This is a genomic window from Pseudomonas yamanorum (genome assembly GCF_013386765.1).
Taxonomy (GTDB): domain Bacteria; phylum Pseudomonadota; class Gammaproteobacteria; order Pseudomonadales; family Pseudomonadaceae; genus Aquipseudomonas; species Aquipseudomonas yamanorum_A.
The window spans coordinates 1-16,692 of record NZ_JACARE010000030.1 but is presented as its reverse complement, the minus strand read 5'-3'; the positions used below and the strand labels follow the sequence as shown (position 1 = coordinate 16,692).

Below are 16,692 nucleotides of genomic sequence, written 5' to 3'. Positions count from 1 at the left end.
CATCACTGCCTACGCAAATGCCTGCTCCAGCGCTACACCTGCCCCGGTCAAACCGGAATACGGTGCCGTCACCAGCCACACCGGAATACCTTTGAAGTAGTCGCTCATGCAGCCTTTGTCGCAAAAACTCTTGGCAAAACCACTCTTGATAAAGAAATCGGCAAAGCGCGGGATCACGCCGCCAACAATGTACACCCCCCCACGACCGCCGGTGGTCAGCACGTTGTTACCGGCCACGCGACCCAGCCAGATGCTGAACTGGTCCAGTACCTCCAGGGCAATCGGGTCGCCCGCCAGGCCAGCGGCAGTGATGGCCTCGGGGGTTTCCAGTACCGCCTCATGGCCGTCCACCGCGCAGATCGCCCGGTACAACCTGGGCAAACCGCCACCACTCAAGGCGGTTTCCGCGCTGACATGGCCGATCTCAGTGTAGATGTGCTGCCACAGCTGGGCTTCGCGCGGGCTGCTCACCGGTAGGTCGACATGGCCGCCCTCCCCCGGCAATGCGGCCCAACGGCCATGGCCGAGGTCGAGCAAGGTGCCCACACCCAGGCCAGTGCCCGGGCCGATCACCACCGCCGGGCGCAACGGCTCCGGCGTACCTTCGCACACCACACGGAATTCGTCGGGTTTGAGGCGGGTCATGCCCAGGGCCATGGCCGAGAAATCATTCACCAGCAGCAACTCGTCCACCTGCAAGGTCTTGCAGAAAGCAGTCTTGCTCAGGCGCCAGTGATTGTTGGTGAATTTAAATTCATCTCCACTCACTGGCCCTGCGACCGACAGGCACACCGCGCCAATCGAGCCGATGGCCAGGCCTTCTTCCTTGAGATAGACCTGGATCGCCTCTTCCGGGCTGGCATGATCCGCCGTCGCGTGGACGCGGATCGAATGCAGCTCCTGATCCCGCCACAACGCAAAACGGGCGTTGGTACCACCGATGTCACCGACCAGCGCAAGCTTCACTTAAGTGTCTCCAAGGCAGAGGTAAAGGCGCTGGCGCCCTGCTCTGCGGAGCTTGCGGCCAAACGCATAAACGCAAACAGCTCGCGACCGGCCCCCACGTTATTGCCCAGGAGGCCCGTGGCAGGCGCGCGCGCTGCAAATTCTTCAGCGTCCACCTTAAGCTCCAAGGTGCCTTTGACGCCATCCACGCGAATGATATCGCCATCGCGCACGCGTGCCAGTGGCCCGCCGCTCTGGGCTTCAGGGTTGACATGAATCGCGGCAGGGATCTTACCCGAGGCGCCGGACATACGCCCGTCTGTTACCAGGGCAACCTTGAAGCCACGGTCCTGCAGCACGCCGAGGAACGGGGTCATCTTGTGCAATTCCGGCATGCCGTTGGAGCGCGGGCCCTGGAAGCGCATCACGGCGACGAAGTCTTTTTCCAACTGGCCGGCCTTGAATGCATCGGCCAGGTCTTGCTGGTCCTGGAACACCACGGCCGGCGCTTCGACGATCTGATGCTCAAGGGCCACGGCGGAGACTTTCATCACACCACGGCCAAGGTTGCCTTCCATCACGCGAAGACCGCCTTCCGGGGAAAACGCACGGGCCACGGGGCGCAGGATGGTTTCGTCGAGGCTTTCGATCGGGCCTTCACGCCATACCAGCTCGCCGTCCACCAGGAACGGTTCCTGGGTGTAGCGGCTCAGGCCATGACCCGCCACGGTGTTGACGTCATTGTGCAGCAGGCCGGCTTCCAGCAGCTCGCGGATCAGGAACGACATGCCGCCCGCCGCCTGGAAGTGGTTGATGTCGGCCTTGCCGTTTGGATACACGTGGGACAGGGTCGGCACCACCTCGGAGAGGTCAGCCATGTCATCCCAGGTCAGGATGATGCCCGCCGACATGGCGATGGCCGGCATGTGCAGGGTGTGGTTGGTGGAGCCGCCGGTGGCATTGAGGGCGATGATGGAGTTGACGATGGATTTTTCGTCGACGATCTCGCCGATCGGCGTGAAGTTGCCGTTGGCCTTGGTCAGGCGCGTGACCTGGTGCGCGGCTTCGCGGGTCAGGGCGTCACGCAGCGGCGTGTACGGGTTGACGAACGAAGCACCCGGCAAGTGCAGGCCCATCACTTCCATCAACAGCTGGTTGGTGTTGGCGGTGCCGTAGAAGGTGCAGGTGCCCGGGCTGTGATAGGACTTCATCTCCGATTCCAGCAGCTCTTCGCGGGTGGCCTTGCCTTCGGCATAGCGCTGGCGTACGTCGGCTTTCTGTTTGTTGGAGATCCCCGACGGCATCGGGCCGCCCGGGACGAAGATCATCGGCAGGTGGCCGTAGCGCAGGGCGCCCATCATCAGGCCGGGGACGATCTTGTCGCAGATGCCCAGCATCAGCGCGGCGTCGAACATGTTGTGGGACAGCGCTACCGCCGTCGACATCGCAATCACTTCGCGGCTCAGCAGGCTGAGCTCCATGCCCGGCTCGCCCTGGGTCACGCCATCGCACATGGCGGGGGTACCGCCGGCGAACTGGCCAACGGAGCCGACTTCACGCAGGGCTTTTTTGATTTGCTCGGGGAAATGTTCGTACGGCTGGTGGGCCGAGAGCATGTCGTTATATGACGAAACAATTGCCACGTTGGCGGCGTTCATCATGCGCAGGCTGTTTTTGTCTTCGGTGCCGCAACCGGCCACGCCGTGGGCAAAGTTGGCGCATTGCAGCTTGCCGCGCATCGGGCCGTCGCTGGCAGCGCCGCGAATGAGCGCAAGGTAGGCCTCACGGGTTGCACGGCTACGGGCGATAAGCCGTTCGGTGACCTCAAGAACGCGGGGATGCATGTATAGAACTCCAGGCTAACGGATGTGGCGACCCTCGTTCCTATGCTGGTCAAACGCCCGCCGCGAAGAGGTTGGCAGGGTGTTGCTTGACCAATCGGACCAGTTGATTCAGGTCACTCGTTGTTGATTGAACAAAATATTGCCACTAAAAAGGCTTGTTTTCTATTTTTATGCGAATAATCTTGTAATTCTTACAACAAATCGACGACAGGCACCTTCCAATGACTCTACGTATCGCTATCAATGGTTTTGGCCGTATTGGCCGTAATGTCCTGCGCGCACTTTATACCCAAGGCTACCGTCAGGATTTGCAGATCGTCGCCATCAACGATCTTGGCGACAGCTCGATCAATGCCCACCTGCTTAAATACGACACCGTCCACGGTACTTTCGATGCAGAGGTCGCCCACGATCAGGAAAGCCTGACCGTCAATGGTGACCGGATTGCCGTGAGTGCCATTCGCAACCCGGCCGACCTGCCGTGGGCTGCACACAAGGTGGACGTGGTCTTTGAATGCACCGGTCTGTTCACCGACCGTGACAAGGCCGCCGCCCATATTACCGCCGGCGCGCGCAAGGTGATCATCTCGGCCCCGGCCAAGGGCGCCGATGCCACCGTGGTGTACGGGGTAAACCATGACATTTTGCGTCAATCCCACCAGATCATCTCCAACGCTTCCTGCACCACCAACTGCCTGGCGCCGGTGGCCCAGGTGCTGCACCGTGAGCTGGGCATCGAAAGCGGCTTGATGACCACCATCCACGCCTACACCAACGACCAGAACCTGACCGATGTCTACCACACCGACCCGTACCGCGCGCGTTCGGCCACCCAGAACATGATCCCGAGCAAGACCGGCGCCGCCGAAGCCGTAGGCCTGGTGCTGCCGGAACTGGCAGGCAAACTGACCGGCATGGCCGTGCGTGTGCCGGTGATCAACGTGTCGCTGGTGGACCTCACCGTGCAACTGAAAAAAGAAGCCAGCGCCGAGCAAGTCAACGCGCTGCTGAAAGAAGCCAGCCAGCACTCGAAAATCCTCGGCTACAACACCCTGCCGCTGGTTTCCAGTGACTTCAACCATAACCCGCTTTCGTCGATCTTCGACGCCAATCACACCAAGGTCAGCGGCAAACTGCTGAAAGTGCTGGCCTGGTACGACAACGAGTGGGGCTTCTCGAACCGTATGCTGGATAACTGCCTGGCGCTCTGCAACGCCGAATAACTTGGCATTGATATCCCCTGTGGGAGCTGGCTTGCCTGCGATTGCATCACCTCGGCCTGACTGAAAGACCGAGTTGCCTGCATCGCGGGCAAGCCCGGCTCCCACAGGGATCTTCATCGCATCTCAATGTGCCACTTGCCATTTGCGTTGATGATAAGCATTATCATTTGCTGCAAATCGGTCTGGTATCACTGTGAGCCAATCTCGCTTCAACCAAGTCTTCCTCACTCAGCGTGTGATTCTGCTGCGCACCTTGCAGCGGATGGTGAATAACCACAGCACCGCCGAGGACCTGCTGCAGGAAACCTACCTGCGCGTCACCCGGGCCTTGAGCGAACGGCCGATCGACCACCTCGAACCCTTCGTGTACCAGACGGCGCGCAACCTCGCGCTGGACCACCTGCGTGCCCGCAGGATCCAGGCCCGCACCCTGCAGGAAGACGTCCCGATGGACATCCTGCAAAGCGTCGCCTCCCCCGTCAGCACCCCCGAAGACACGATCCAGGCCGAGCAGTTGCTGGAGCAACTCAGTGTCAGCCTCGGCCAGTTGAGCGCCCGCCAGCAGCAGATCTTTATCCTCAGCCGCCTGCACGGTTGCAGCTATCAGGAAATCGCCGACAAGCTCGATGTGTCCCTGAGCACCGTACAAAAGGAACTGAAATTGATCATGGCCATCTGCATAGGTGTGGCCGAAAGACTGGATCGCCCTTAAGCTTTGTCGGCACAGTCTGTAGGACTATTGATTAAAACGTGGCGAAGACCCGAGGAACACCGTGACGGATCCGAATAAACTGCACCCCCATGAGCTGGCTCATGAGGTGTTGCAAGACACGGCTATGGACCAAGCCCTCGACTGGCTGATCGCCTTGCAGTGCCCGCAACCCGGGCAGCAGGCCGAGTTTGAAGCCTGGCTCGCCAGCGACCCGCTGCACGCCGAAGCCTTCATCAAGGCCCAGACCGCCTGGGGCGGCGCGCCCGTGCACAGCGCGGCCGTCGCCCTGAATGCGCCACGCAAACCCGGCGCCTGGCGCCGCATCAAACCCCATTGGAAGCCCCTGGCCACCGCCGCAGTGTTGCTGCTGGGCCTGTTCAGCTTCAGTAACCTGCCAATGCGCCTGCAGGCCGACCACCTGACCGTGGTGGGCGAGCGCCAGCGCCTGCAACTGGACGACGGCTCCAAAGTCCTGCTTAACACCAATTCCGCGTTCTCCAGCAGCATCAAGGACCACCAGCGCATCGCCCGCCTGTATCAGGGTGAAGCGTTTTTCGAGGTGCTGCCCAGCCGTGGCCTGCCCCTGGAAATCGACGCCGGCCCGGTACGCGCCAGTGTGCGCGACACCGCCTTTGCCGTGCGCTACCTGAACGGTGAAGCCCAGGTTCAGGTGCAACGCGGCGATGTGGACCTGAGCAACACCTTTGACGACGCACGGGTGCGCCTGAGCGCCGGTGAAAGTATCCGCATCGGGCCCAAGGGCTTCGGCCAACCCGCCAAACTCGATGCCACCAAGGACCTGGCCTGGATCGACGGCCGGCTGATTTTCGAAAACTGCCCGATGAGCGAAGTACTGGCCGAGTTACGCCGCTACTACCCCGGATGGATCGTCAACAACAACGACAAGCTCGCCAGCGTCGCCGTCACCGGCAATTACCGCCTCGACCAGCCGCTGGACGTGGTGCGCTCCCTGGCCCACATCACCTCGGCCAAGCTCTCGGAATACCCGGCGCTGGTGATCCTGAACTAAATGAGAATTATTTTTACTCGATAGCCCAAGGCGGTACGTCTCGTTATAGCCAATGCAACTGATTCCTATTTGATTCAGTGTCGCAACTATAAGATTCGTACCTTCCGGAGCGCTCTCGATGTCCTCTCGTTTCAACCGCCGGTCCTCTTCGCCCGTTCGCCGCCACGGCTTGTCGCTGCTGACCGCCGCCATCCTGATGGCCGGTGCGCCCGTCATGGTCGCCAGTGCCGCGGAGCCTGCCACCCGCAGCCAGGGCAATTACAGCTTCAGCATCGAGCAACAATCCCTGGTCTCGGCGCTGAACGCCTTCACCGCCGTGACCGGCTGGCAAATCGGCCTGCCCGCCGAGTTGGGCCAGGGTGTGTCATCCCCTGGCGTACGTGGCTCGTTGCCGGCAGATAAAGCCCTGGACCGGCTGTTGGTGGGGACCAACCTGGGCTATCGCAAACTGAGCAACAACAATATCGTGCTGGAAAAACGCGCCGCCGCCGGCGCCATCACCCTGCAACAAATGACCATCAGCGCCACCCGCCAGGAACAGGCCGTGGACAGCGTGCCCAGCACCGTGAGCGTGCATGACCGCGAGGAGCTGGACCGCCAGAACGTCAACACCATCCGCGAACTGGTGCGCTACGAGCCGGGCGTGTCGGTGGGCGGGGCCGGTACCCGCTCCGGCAATGCCGGCTACAACATTCGCGGCATCGACGGCGACCGCATCCTCACCCAGGTGGACGGCGTCGAAGTTCCGGACAACTTCTTCAACGGTCCGTACGCCAAGACCCGCCGCAACTACGTCGACCCGGAAATCGTCAAGCGCGTGGAGATCCTGCGCGGCCCGGCCTCGGCCTTGTACGGCAGCAGCGCCATCGGTGGTGCGGTGAGCTACTTCACCCTCGACCCGGACGACATCATCAAGCCCGGCCAGGATTTTGGCGCACGCCTGAAGACCGGCTACAGCTCCGCCGACGAGAGCTGGCTGACCTCCGGCACCGTCGCCGGCCGCGTGCAGGACTTCGATGGCTTGCTGCACCTGAGCCAGCGCAACGGCCACGAAATGGAATCCTACGACGGTAACAACGCCACCGGCCTGGCGCGTACCGGCGCCAACCCGGAAGATGCGCGCACCACCAACGTGCTGGCCAAACTGGGCTGGAACTACGGTGACGAGAACCGCCTGGGCCTGACCTACGAGAAATTCAAGGACGATCGCGACACCAACCTGAAAAACGCAGTGGGTGGCCCGTTCGTCGGTGGCCGGGGCTTTAACTATTACCGCAGCCGTACAGGCAACGACACCATCACCCGTGAACGTTTTGGCATCGAAAACAAGTTCGCCCTCGACTCGCCGATTGCCGATCACATCAAGACCAGCCTCAACTACCAGATCGCCAAGACCGACCAGACCACCGCCGAAATCTACCAGCCTTCGCGCAAGGTGTTGCGCACCCGCGAGACCCTGTACGAAGAGAAACAGTGGGTATTCGACGCGCAACTGGACAAGGCTTTCAGCATCGGCGAAACCAATCATGTCGTGACCTACGGCACCACCCTCAAGCAGCAGAAAGTCACCGGTTCCCGTGAAGGCGCCGCGACCTGCCTGGCGGTCGGCGGCGGCTGCACGGCCATCGGCGCACCAAGCCCGTCGGCCAGCGACAGCGTGAAAAAAGCCAGCGACTTCCCCGACCCGACCATCAACTCCTACGCACTGTTTGCCCAGGACCAGATCGCCTGGGACAAGTGGACCTTCCTGCCGAGCGTGCGCTACGACTACATCCAGCTCAAACCCAAGCTGACCCAGGAATTCCTCAATACCGTCGACCCGACACGCATCTACGACCACAGCGATTCGGAAAAGAACTGGCACCGTGTAACGCCCAAGTTCGGCATCACTTACGCGTTGACCGAGCAATACACCTGGTTCGGCCAATACGCCGAAGGTTATCGCACGCCGTCGGCCAAGGCCTTGTATGGCCGCTTTGAAAACCTGCAACAGGGCTACACCGTGGAACCCAACCCGGACCTCAAGCCGGAAAGCAGCCGCGGTGTCGAAACCGGGATTCGCGGCAACTTCGACTCGGGCTCGTTTGACGTGGCGGTGTACTACAACAAATACCGTGATTTCATCGATGAAGACGCCTCGGTCGCCGGCGGCACCGTCCAGCAGTTCGAAGCCAACAACATCAAGCACGCCACCATCAAGGGCGTGGAAGCCAAGGGCCGCTTGAACCTCGACGTGTTTGGCGCACCGCAGGGCCTGTACACCCAAGGCTCCGTTGCCTACACCTACGGGCGCAATGACGACAACGGCGAACCGCTGAACAGCGTCAACCCGCTCAAGGGCGTGTTCGGCCTGGGTTACGACCAGCAGAACTACGGTGCACTGGTCAGCTGGACCCTGGTCAAGAAACAGGACCGCGTCGACAGCACCACCTTCTTCGCCCCCGACGGCAACAGCGCCAACGGCCCGTTCAAGACCCCGGGCTTCGGCATCGTCGACCTGACCGGTTTCTACAAGGTCACCAACGACGTGACCATCAACGGTGGCCTGTACAACCTTACCGACAAGAAATACTGGAACTGGGATGACGTGCGCAGCTACGACAGCGTGGGCGAAGCCGGCGTGACCGGCCCGGCCAACCTGGACCGCCTGACCCAGCCAGGCCGCAATTTTGCGATCAACCTGATCTGGGACATCTGATCAATGGAGCCTCACCCCGCCGGAAATTTATCTGCGCCGGGGTGAGGATTTTTTACTGTGACGCGTCTTCTGGTTCGTCTAGTTCATAACAGCCTGGCAACCAGACGCTTCCTCTTCTCAAGGACATCTTCATGACTGCTTCTCCTACTGCTGAACGCCCAAGCCTGCGCTCCCAACGCCTGAACCAGATCACCAACGAGCCGCATACCAAGCTCGACGCCTTGGTGAAGGCCCATGCACCGTTTGAAACCCAGGCCAACTTCGCCCGCTTCGTGGTCGCGCAGTACCTGTTCCAGTCGGAACTGGTGGCGCTGTACAACGACCCCGAGCTGATCAAGCTCGTCCCCGACCTGGCCGAACGCTGCCGCGCCGAGGCTGCCAGGCTGGACCTGGGCGACCTGGACACCGAAGTCCCGGCCCCGGTGGCCGGCGCTGTGAAAAACCCGAGCAAGGCCGAAGCCCTGGGCTGGCTGTTCGTGTCTGAAGGCTCCAAGCTGGGCGCTGCGTTTCTGATCAAGCGTGCGGTGGGCCTGGGCTTGAGCGAAACCTTCGGTGCCCGCCACCTGGGCGAGCCGGCAGGCGGTCGTGCGGAAGGCTGGAAAAGCTTCACCCGCACCCTCGACGCGCTGGAACTCACTGCCGAAGAAGAAGCCGAAGCGGAAAAAGGCGCGGTGGATGCGTTCGTGCGCTTCACCGTGTTGCTGGAACAGGCGTACGCTAGCGCCCCTGAACTGGCCTGATTTTTCTGTAGAAACCCAATCAATGTGGGAGCTGGCTTGCCTGGGATGCAGTCACCTCGGTGTATCTGAAAGACCGAGTTGATGCTATCGCAGGCAAGCCAGCTCCCACATTTGATCGGGTTTCACTTTGAATCCTTCGTAAGTCCATCCATGCAAACTGCACCCATGACCGGCAAAACCCAATCCTCGTCCAAAATCGCCCGCGTCCTGTTCGGCCTCCTGGCCTACGTCAGCCTGGGCATCGGCCTGGTTGCGATTGTGGTACCGGGCTTGCCCACCACCGAATTCATCCTGCTGGCCGCCTGGGCCGCCACCAAAAGCTCCCCGCGCCTGAGTGCCTGGCTGGAAAACCACCGGCTGTTCGGGCCGATCCTGTTCAATTGGCGCAACGGCAAGATCATCGCCCGCCGGGCCAAAGTCAGCGCTACCGTGAGCATGTTGCTCTGCGCCGGCCTGATGCTCGTGATGCTCGACCACGGCTGGCCGATCTACCTGGCCATCGCCGGCATGAGCCTGGGCAACCTGTGGATCTGGTCACGTCCGGAACGCCTCCCACACCCCGCCTGACAACGTCCTACCGCTCATCGGCTCCCCCTCATGAACCGCCGGCCCAAGCCGATGTTCCGGGCATAGCGCCGAATGGACTCGCGTGAGCTTGCAGACCAATAAGTCCATTCGCGGGTACACCTATGTTCGACACCCTCTCCATTCGCTTGAAAATCGTGCTGCTGTCCGGTCTTTGCCTGCTGGGGGTGATCGCCCTGGTGGTCGGCATGAACCTCTACCAGACCAACCAGAACGATGAACTGATCAGCGATTCAAGCTCGCGAATGCTCACCGACAGCGTGCAGAACCTGTTGCAGGCCAAGGCCGCCGAACAGGCGGTGCAACTGCAAAAGACCTTCGGCGAAAGCCTGTTGGTGGTCACCGCCCTCGCCGACCAGATCAAGGACCTGCGCAGCCTGGCGGGCAAGCGCTCGCTGGACGCCGGGGCCTTGCGTGAAGAACTCAACCACAGCCTGAAAACCGCCTTCGACCGCAACAGCAAGGTGCTCGGCATCTGGCTGTCGTTCGAGCCAAATGCTCTGGACGGCAAGGACAGCGAATTTCTCAACGATGCCGCCCGGGCTTCAAACGAAAAAGGCCGCTTTTCCAGCTACTGGAGCCGTGCCGGCGGTGAAGGCCTGAACACGGTGATGGTCGAGGACGACCTGACCAAGACCAGCCTCAACCTCAGCGGCACGCCCTACAACATTTGGTACACCTGCCCGCGGGATACCCGCAACACCTGCCTGCTGGACCCGTACGAAGACACCGTGGCCGGTAAACCGGTGTTGATGACCACCATTTCCCTGCCCCTGCTGGTCGACGGCAAAGTGATCGGCGTAGTGGGTGTCGACCTTGCCCTCAACACCCTGCAAGCCGCGACCGATGCAGCGCAAAAAGAGCTGTTCAACGGTGCCGGGCACCTGGAGATTCTCTCCAGCACGGGCCTGATCGCCGGCTACAGCGGCGAACCCGCCAAAGTCGGCAAGAACCTGATCGACACCCTCGGCGCCGAAGGCAAGGAGATCGTGCAACTGTTGGCCAGTGATACCCGCAAGATTCGCGAGGAAGACGGCACGATCCGCGCGGTGTACCCGGTCAAGCCGATTGCCGACGCCAAGTCCTGGGGCATCGTCATCAAACTGCCCAAGGAAGTGTTGCTGGCTGACGCTCACAAACTCCAGGCCGTACTCGACAAGGCTCAGGCCAGTGGCACCGTCAAGGCGCTGCTGGTGGGCGCAGCCGCCGGCCTGCTGGGCCTGCTGCTGATCTGGCTGACCGCCACCGGCGTGACCCGGCCGATCAACAGCGTGGCCGCCATGCTCAAGGAAATCGCCAGCGGCGATGGCGATCTCACCCAGCGCCTGGCCTACGCCAAAAAAGACGAGCTGGGCGAACTGGTGAACTGGTTCAACCGCTTCCTGGACAAGCTGCAGCCGACCATCGCGCAGATCAAGCAAAGCATCACCGAAGCCCGTGGCACCGCCGACCAGTCTTCGGAAATCGCGCGCCAGACCAGTGAAGGCATGCAGGTGCAGTTCCGTGAGATCGACCAGGTGGCCACGGCCTCGAATGAAATGAGCGCCACCGCCCACGATGTGGCCAACAGCGCCTCCAACGCCGCCAGCGCGGCCCGCGGTGCCGACCAGTCAGCCCGTGAAGGCATGCAGATTATTGAACGCAGCACCCGCGACATCACCACCCTGGCCGAAGAAGTCAGCAAGGCCGTGACCGAGGTCGAAGCCCTGGCGGTGAACAGCGAGCAGATCGGCTCGGTACTGGAAGTGATCCGCAGCATTGCCGAACAGACCAACCTGCTGGCCCTGAACGCCGCGATTGAAGCCGCACGCGCCGGGGAAAGCGGGCGCGGTTTTGCGGTGGTGGCCGATGAGGTGCGCAACCTGGCCAAACGTACCCAGGATTCGGTCGAGGAGATTCGCCTGGTGATCGAACGCATCCAGACCGGCACCCGCGGGGTGGTGGCGACCATGCATTCGAGCCAGAGCCAGGCGCAGAACAATGCCGGGCAGATTCACCAGGCGGTGCAGGCCCTGGGCAAGATCAGCGATGCGGTGACGGTGATCAGCGACATGAACCTGCAGATCGCCAGCGCCGCCGAGCAACAGAGTGCGGTGGCCGAGGAGGTCAACCGCAACGTCTCGGCGATCCGCACCGTGACCGAAACCCTGACCGGCCAGGCCACCGAGTCGGCGGCCATCAGCAGCCAACTCAATGCGCTGGCCAGCCAGCAGATGAAGCTGATGGATCAGTTTCGGGTTTAAACCGTGAGGCCCCAATGTGGGAGCTGGCTTGCCTGCGATAGCATCACCTCGGTGTAACTGACACACCGAGGCGCCTGCATCGCGGGCAAGCCCGGCTCCCACACAAAGCAGATTTGTGCTGCTTATTGACCCGTCCAGGCGCTGACAAACGGCGCCAGGTCTTCTTTCGGAGCGGTGCGCGGCGGGTTTTGTGGGGTGCCCAGATAGAGGAAGCCAATCACTTCCTCATCCGCTGTCAGACCCAACCCTTTGGCGACGTGGGCCGAATACGACAACTCACCGGTGCGCCACACCGCACCGATCCCCTGGGCGTACGCCGCCAGCAGAATCCCATGGGCCGCACAGGCCGCCGCCAGCAGTTGCTCGGACTTCGGCACCTTGAAGTGTTCTTGCAGACGAGCGATTACGACAACAACCAACGGCGCACGCAGCGGGCCATTTTGCGCCTTGTCGATAAACGCCTGGGGCGCGTCGGCGTCTTGCAGGCGAGCGGCTTCAGCCAGCAGCGTGCCCATGCGCTCACGTGCCGCACCTTCCACCGTCAGGAAGCGCCAGGGCCGCAATTGACCATGGTCCGGGGCGCGCATGGCAGCGGCGAACAACAGGTCGCGCTGCTCCTGGGTCGGTGCCGGGTCCAGCAGTCGCGGCACGGAAACACGGTTGAGCAAAGCGTCGAGAGCCTGCATTGGCCACCTCCAGAGAAAAATGTGCGGTCATTCTAGCGGGAATGAATCGGATACCACCAAACGATAATTGCTCTTATTCAATCCGCCCCGCCCTGTTAGACTTTGCGGCCTTATTTTCAGCCCAGGTTCAGGAAGACTGATGCCCCGTTCGCCCCTTCGCCTGTCTGCACTGTTGATGGCCCTGAGCCTGAGTGCCTGCGATGACGCGCCCCGCTTTACCAAGGCGGAGCCGGGCGAAGCGCGCGCGGGCGGTGCGACAACGGTGAGGAAGACCGATCAGAACGCCTTCTCCCTGCCCTCGGCCAACCTGTCGCCCACCCGGCGCCTGGACTTCAGCGTAGGCAACAGTTTCTTCCGCAGCCCCTGGGTGATTGCCCCGTCCACCACCACCGCCCGCGACGGGTTGGGGCCGCTGTTCAATACCAACGCCTGCCAGAACTGCCATATCAAGGATGGCCGTGGTCATCCGCCGTTGCCCGATGCGCCCAACGCGGTGTCGATGCTGGTGCGCCTGTCGATTCCCGATGCGCCGCCCTATGCCAGGGTCATCGAACAACTGGGTGTCGTCCCCGAGCCCGTCTACGGTGGGCAATTGCAGGACATGGCCGTGCCCGGCGTTGCGCCGGAAGGCAAGGTGCGGGTCGACTACACACCGGTCAATGTCAGCTTCAAGGACGGCACCGTGGTGGAGTTGCGCAAGCCGGCGCTGCAGATCACCCAGCTCGGCTACGGCCCGATGCACCCCGACACGCGCTTCTCCGCACGGGTGGCCCCGCCGATGATCGGCCTGGGCTTGCTGGAAGCGATTGCCGACGCCGACATCCTTCGCAACACCGACCCGAAAACCGCCGACAAGGAAGCCATCGTCGGGCGTGCGAACCGGGTCTGGGACGACGCGCAACACAAGACCGTCCTCGGACGATTTGGCTGGAAAGCCGGGCAACCGAACCTCAATCAACAAAATGTTCACGCGTTCTCTGGTGATATGGGCCTCACCACGTCCCTGAGACCGTTCGATGATTGCACCGATGCACAAGTGGCCTGCAAACAGGCGCCCAACGGCAATGGCCCGGACGGCGAGCCCGAGGTCAGCGACAACATCCTGCGCCTGGTGCTGTTCTACACCCGCAACCTGGCCGTGCCCGCCCCCCGCGACGTCAACGCGCCACAGGTGCTGGCCGGGAAAAACCTGTTCTACCAGGCCGGTTGCCAGGGCTGCCACACCCCGCAATTCACCACGGCGCCAACGGCTGCCGAACCTGAATTGGCCAATCAGGTGATTCGCCCCTACAGCGACTTGCTGCTGCACGACATGGGCGACGGCCTGGCCGACAACCGCAGCGAATTCAAGGCCGGTGGTCGCGACTGGCGTACGCCGCCGTTGTGGGGCATTGGCCTGACGCAAGCCGTGAGTGGCCACACCCAGTTTTTGCATGATGGCCGCGCCCGCAACCTGTTGGAGGCCGTGCTGTGGCACGGCGGTGAAGCCCAGGCGGCGCAGCAGCATGTGTTGTCGTTCAATGCCGAGCAGCGCGCCGCGTTGCTGGCATTTCTGAATTCTTTATAAGCTTTGTCCTAATTACAGAAGGGAGCTCGACATGTTCCGTCCCAAGTTGTTGTTCACCAGCCTGGCCGCCCTCGCCCTGGGTGCGTGCTCGCCCCAGGACCCGCAAGCGGTGACCTCGGCGGCCATCGCCAAGCAAGTGATCCTGCCGACCTACAGCCGCTGGGTTGAAGCCGACCGCCAACTGGCCGTCAGCGCCCTGGCCTACTGCCAGGGCAAGGAAAGCCTGGAGACCGCCCGCGCCGACTTCCTGCACGCGCAAAAAGCCTGGGCCGAGTTGCAACCACTGCTGATCGGCCCGCTGGCCGAGGGCAACCGCTCGTGGCAGGTGCAGTTCTGGCCGGACAAGAAAAACCTGGTGGGCCGTCAGGTCGAACAACTGGTGACCGCCCAACCGCAAATCGATGCCGCCGCACTGGCCAAATCCAGCGTCGTGGTGCAAGGCCTGTCGGCCTACGAATACATCCTCTACGACGCCAAGACCGACCTGGCGGACGAGACGCAAAAAGCCCGCTACTGCCCGCTGCTGGTGGCCATCGGCGAACGCCAGAAACTGCTCGCCGAAGAGATCCTGTCGAGCTGGAACAGCACCGACGGCATGCTGGCGCAGATGACCAAGTTTCCTAACCAGCGCTACGCCGATTCCCACGAAGCCATCGCTGATTTGCTGCGGGTTCAAGTGACCGCGCTGGACACCCTGAAGAAAAAACTCGGCACCCCGATGGGCCGCCAGACCAAGGGCATCCCGCAACCGTTCCAGGCCGATGCATGGCGCAGCCAGTCGTCCCTGCAAAGCCTGGAGGCCAGCCTGGCTGCCGCCCAGACCGTGTGGGTCGGCGTCGACAACAAAGGCCTGCGCGGCCTGTTGCCTGCCGATCAAAAGCCGTTGGCTGACAAGATCGACGCCGCGTATGCCGCGTCCCTGAAACTGTTCGCCAGCAACCAGCGTACGTTGAATGAACTGCTGGCCGACGATGGCGGGCGCCAGCAACTCAACGATATCTACGACAGCCTCAACGTGGTCCACCGCCTGCACGAAGGCGAGCTGGCCAAGGCGCTGGGCATCCAACTGGGCTTTAACGCCAACGACGGTGACTGATGATGCTCAGGCGACAGGCTTTGGCGATCGGTAGCGTGCTGCTCAGTGCAATCACCCTGGGTGGCTGGACGCTGTTCAAGCAGAAGGGCAAAAGCCCGCTGCTGCTCTCGGCGCGGGATGACAGTGATGGCAAGCACTACGCCGTCGGCTTCCACCTGGACGGCAAGCAAGTGTTTGCCACCCAGGTTGGCCAGCGCTGCCATGACATCATCAACCACCCGATGCTGCCGATTGCACTGTTTGTCGCCCGTCGGCCGGGCACCGAGAGTTATCTGATCGACTTGCGTGATGGGGCGCTGCTGCAAACCATTACCTCCAAATCCAATCGCCACTTCTATGGGCATGCGGTGGTGCACAAGGACGGCGAGTGGCTGTATGCCACGGAGAACGACACGTCCGATCCGGGCCGCGGTTTGCTGGGTGTGTATCGGTTTGAGGGTGAGCGGTTGGTGCACACCGGGGAGATTTCTACCCATGGGATCGGGCCGCATCAGGTGTCGTGGATGCCTGACGGTGAGACGCTGGTGGTGGCTAACGGCGGGATTCGCACCGAGGCTGAGAGCCGGGTGGAGATGAACCTGAATGCCATGGAACCGAGTCTGGTCCTGATGAAGCGTGACGGGACGCTGCTGAGCAAGGAGACCTTGGGCCAGCAGATGAACAGTGTGCGGCACATGGGGATTGCCAGCGACGGGACGATCCTCGCGGGGCAGCAGTTCATGGGGCCTTCTCATGAGCGATCGGAGTTGCTGGCGATCAAGCGGCCGGGGCAGGCGTTTGTGGCGTTTCCGGTGGCGGATGAGCAGTTGCAGGCCATGGGGCATTACACGGCCAGTGTGGCGGTGCACAGTGAGTTGCGGCTGGTGGCGCTGACGGCGCCCCGGGGGAATCGGTTCTTTATCTGGAACATGGACAGCGCGGAGTTGCTGCTGGACGGGCCCTTGCCGGATTGTGCGGGGGTGGGTGCGGTGGCGGGCGGGTTCGTGGTGACTTCGGGTCAGGGGCGTTGCCGGTTTTATGATTGTCGGCAGGTGCCGTTGGTGGGTAAGCCGCTGGAGTTGCCGGCGGGGCTTTGGGATAACCATCTGCACCTGGTTTGATCGGGGGCATATCCGTTATTTAGGTAACGGCTGCGTAGGGTTCCGCTCTTACAGCGGCTCACTTTTGAACAGCGCAAAAGTAAGCAAAACGCTCTTGCCCCACCACTCGGCACCTCGCTAGGGCTCGGTGTGCCCGCACTCCGGCAGCACTCCGCCGGCCGCCGCGACGCGGCGCCCCTGCCCCGTCGCGGCTAAACCGGCGCCCTGCCGGCTTACCCGCTCC

The 16,692-nt window shown here is 62.2% G+C and carries 13 protein-coding genes; 10 read left to right on the top strand and 3 right to left on the bottom strand.

Translation table 11 applies throughout. From position 1 onward, the window contains the following. Window positions 1-9: 9 nt before the first annotated feature. Both HX875_RS22850 and edd read right to left on the bottom strand, forming a co-directional pair. Window positions 10-966 (bottom strand): glucokinase, encoded by a 957-nt coding sequence (locus HX875_RS22850; protein WP_177045955.1) that lies wholly within the window; start codon window positions 964-966, stop codon window positions 10-12. Beyond that, on the bottom strand, window positions 963-2,789 hold the full coding sequence (edd, locus tag HX875_RS22845; RefSeq protein ID WP_177045954.1) for a phosphogluconate dehydratase: 1,827 nt from the start codon (window positions 2,787-2,789) through the stop codon (window positions 963-965). Before edd ends, HX875_RS22850 begins: the two co-directional genes overlap by 4 nt. A gap of 221 nt (window positions 2,790-3,010) precedes the next feature. Between edd and gap the strand changes: the two genes are divergently transcribed. From gap to HX875_RS33340, 7 genes are all read left to right on the top strand, one after another. Continuing rightward, window positions 3,011-4,012 carry a type I glyceraldehyde-3-phosphate dehydrogenase gene (gene gap / locus HX875_RS22840; protein ID WP_003214117.1) on the top strand — a complete coding sequence of 334 codons (1,002 nt, stop codon included), beginning with the start codon at window positions 3,011-3,013 and terminating at the stop codon, window positions 4,010-4,012. Window positions 4,013-4,205: 193 nt separating this feature from the next. Next, complete coding sequence (locus HX875_RS22835; protein WP_177045946.1) at window positions 4,206-4,724, top strand: RNA polymerase sigma factor; 519 nt, start codon at window positions 4,206-4,208, stop codon at window positions 4,722-4,724. Between the two features lie 61 nt (window positions 4,725-4,785). Further along, window positions 4,786-5,754: a FecR family protein gene (locus HX875_RS22830; protein ID WP_177045944.1), complete on the top strand. Its 969-nt coding sequence runs from the start codon at window positions 4,786-4,788 to the stop codon at window positions 5,752-5,754. Between the two features lie 118 nt (window positions 5,755-5,872). After that, entirely contained in the window at window positions 5,873-8,452 is a 2,580-nt protein-coding gene (locus HX875_RS22825; RefSeq protein ID WP_177045942.1) for a TonB-dependent receptor, read from the top strand. A 131-nt stretch (window positions 8,453-8,583) separates the two neighbouring features. Beyond that, window positions 8,584-9,192 (top strand): biliverdin-producing heme oxygenase, encoded by a 609-nt coding sequence (locus HX875_RS22820; RefSeq protein ID WP_177045940.1) that lies wholly within the window; start codon window positions 8,584-8,586, stop codon window positions 9,190-9,192. A gap of 165 nt (window positions 9,193-9,357) precedes the next feature. Continuing rightward, entirely contained in the window at window positions 9,358-9,759 is a 402-nt protein-coding gene (locus tag HX875_RS22815) for a YbaN family protein (protein WP_177046072.1), read from the top strand. A gap of 122 nt (window positions 9,760-9,881) precedes the next feature. Then, a complete protein-coding gene (locus tag HX875_RS33340) occupies window positions 9,882-12,020 on the top strand; it encodes a methyl-accepting chemotaxis protein (protein WP_177045938.1) in 2,139 nt (712 codons plus the stop codon). 122 nt (window positions 12,021-12,142) lie between these two features. Here HX875_RS33340 and HX875_RS22805 read toward each other — a convergent pair whose 3' ends face one another. Further along, window positions 12,143-12,706 carry an NAD(P)H nitroreductase gene (locus HX875_RS22805; RefSeq protein ID WP_177045936.1) on the bottom strand — a complete coding sequence of 188 codons (564 nt, stop codon included), beginning with the start codon at window positions 12,704-12,706 and terminating at the stop codon, window positions 12,143-12,145. A gap of 139 nt (window positions 12,707-12,845) precedes the next feature. Here HX875_RS22805 and HX875_RS22800 point away from each other — a divergent pair, with 139 nt between their 5' ends. From HX875_RS22800 to HX875_RS22790, 3 genes are read left to right on the top strand one after another with little or no spacing between them, the layout of a single operon-like run. Further along, complete coding sequence (locus tag HX875_RS22800; RefSeq protein WP_177045934.1) at window positions 12,846-14,273, top strand: di-heme oxidoreductase family protein; 1,428 nt, start codon at window positions 12,846-12,848, stop codon at window positions 14,271-14,273. Window positions 14,274-14,304: 31 nt separating this feature from the next. Beyond that, complete coding sequence (locus HX875_RS22795) at window positions 14,305-15,369, top strand: imelysin family protein (protein ID WP_177045932.1); 1,065 nt, start codon at window positions 14,305-14,307, stop codon at window positions 15,367-15,369. 2 nt (window positions 15,370-15,371) lie between these two features. Then, window positions 15,372-16,469 carry a DUF1513 domain-containing protein gene (locus HX875_RS22790; RefSeq protein WP_177046071.1) on the top strand — a complete coding sequence of 366 codons (1,098 nt, stop codon included), beginning with the start codon at window positions 15,372-15,374 and terminating at the stop codon, window positions 16,467-16,469. Window positions 16,470-16,692: the final 223 nt, after the last annotated feature.

What these genes read in the sequence shown, in the direction of transcription:
- HX875_RS22800 (WP_177045934.1), top strand. Translation starts at nt 12,846, where the DNA reads ATGCCCCGTTCGCCCCTTCGCCTGTCTGCACTGTTGATGGCCCTGAGC.
- HX875_RS22815 (WP_177046072.1), top strand. Translation starts at nt 9,358, where the DNA reads ATGACCGGCAAAACCCAATCCTCGTCCAAAATCGCCCGCGTCCTGTTC.
- HX875_RS22805 (WP_177045936.1), bottom strand. Translation starts at nt 12,706, where the DNA reads ATGCAGGCTCTCGACGCTTTGCTCAACCGTGTTTCCGTGCCGCGACTG.
- HX875_RS22820 (WP_177045940.1), top strand. Translation starts at nt 8,584, where the DNA reads ATGACTGCTTCTCCTACTGCTGAACGCCCAAGCCTGCGCTCCCAACGC.
- HX875_RS33340 (WP_177045938.1), top strand. Translation starts at nt 9,882, where the DNA reads ATGTTCGACACCCTCTCCATTCGCTTGAAAATCGTGCTGCTGTCCGGT.
- HX875_RS22790 (WP_177046071.1), top strand. Translation starts at nt 15,372, where the DNA reads ATGCTCAGGCGACAGGCTTTGGCGATCGGTAGCGTGCTGCTCAGTGCA.
- HX875_RS22795 (WP_177045932.1), top strand. Translation starts at nt 14,305, where the DNA reads ATGTTCCGTCCCAAGTTGTTGTTCACCAGCCTGGCCGCCCTCGCCCTG.
- edd (WP_177045954.1), bottom strand. Translation starts at nt 2,789, where the DNA reads ATGCATCCCCGCGTTCTTGAGGTCACCGAACGGCTTATCGCCCGTAGC.
- gap (WP_003214117.1), top strand. Translation starts at nt 3,011, where the DNA reads ATGACTCTACGTATCGCTATCAATGGTTTTGGCCGTATTGGCCGTAAT.
- HX875_RS22825 (WP_177045942.1), top strand. Translation starts at nt 5,873, where the DNA reads ATGTCCTCTCGTTTCAACCGCCGGTCCTCTTCGCCCGTTCGCCGCCAC.